At 63.3% G+C, this 1,211-nt stretch carries 1 protein-coding gene; it reads right to left on the bottom strand.

Going from position 1 to position 1,211, the window contains the following annotated elements:
* Nucleotides 1-1,211: cbb3-type cytochrome c oxidase subunit I (locus C6Y14_RS43835; RefSeq protein ID WP_107022515.1), on the bottom strand; the 1,211-nt coding region annotated here is incomplete at both ends.

The following is a 1,211-nucleotide window of genomic DNA, read 5'->3' as shown; positions in this document are numbered from 1 at the left end:
GTGATCTTGCCGAGGCGTTCGTCGAGCATCTTGCCGGTGAACTTCGGCCACCAGAAGTGGAAGCCGGAGAACATCGCGAACACGACCGTGCCGAACACCACGTAGTGGAAGTGCGCCACCACGAAGTACGAGTCCGAGACGTGGAAGTCCATCGGCGGCGACGCCAGGATGACACCGGTCAGACCACCGAAGGTGAAGGTGATCAGGAAGCCGGTGGCCCACAGCATCGGGGTCTCGAAACTCAGTGACCCCTTCCACATGGTGCCGATCCAGTTGAAGAACTTCACGCCCGTCGGTACGGCGATGAGGAACGTCATGAAGGAGAAGAACGGCAGCAGGACTCCGCCGGTGACGTACATGTGGTGCGCCCACACCGTCACGGACAGACCCGCGATGGCGATGGTCGCGCCGATCAGACCCATGTAGCCGAACATCGGCTTGCGGGAGAAGACCGGGATGACCTCACTGATGATGCCGAAGAACGGCAGCGCGATGATGTACACCTCTGGATGGCCGAAGAACCAGAAGAGGTGCTGCCACAGCAGCGCTCCGCCGTTGGCCGAGTCGAAGATGTGTGCGCCGAACTTCCGATCCGCCTCCAGCGCGAACAGCGCGGCGGCGAGCACGGGGAAGGCCAGCAGCACCAGGACCGCGGTGAGCAGCACGTTCCACACGAAGATCGGCATACGGAACATCGTCATGCCGGGGGCGCGCATGCAGATGATGGTGGTGATGAAGTTGACCGCGCCCAGGATGGTGCCGAAGCCGGAGAAGGCCAGACCCATGATCCACATGTCGGCGCCGATGCCCGGCGAGCGGACCGCGTCCGACAGCGGGCTGTAGGCGAACCAGCCGAAGTCGGCGGCGCCCTGCGGGGTGAGGAAGCCACCGACCGCGATGAGCGAGCCGAACAGGTACAGCCAGTAGGCGAACATGTTCAGCCGCGGGAACGCCACGTCGGGCGCACCGATCTGCAGCGGCATGATCCAGTTCGTGAAGCCGGCGAACAGTGGCGTCGCGAACATCAGCAGCATGATCGTGCCGTGCATCGTGAACGCCTGGTTGAACTGCTCGTTCGACATGATCTGCGTGCCGGGACGGGCCAGTTCGGCGCGCATCAGCAGCGCCATGACGCCACCGATGCAGAAGAACGCGAACGACGTGACCAGGTACATCGTGCCGATCGTCTTGTGGTCCGTGGTGGTCAGCCA

The organism is Streptomyces dioscori (genome assembly GCF_003024195.1).
Classification (GTDB): Bacteria; Actinomycetota; Actinomycetes; order Streptomycetales; family Streptomycetaceae; genus Streptomyces; species Streptomyces dioscori.
This window is presented reverse-complemented; position numbering and strand designations above follow the sequence as displayed.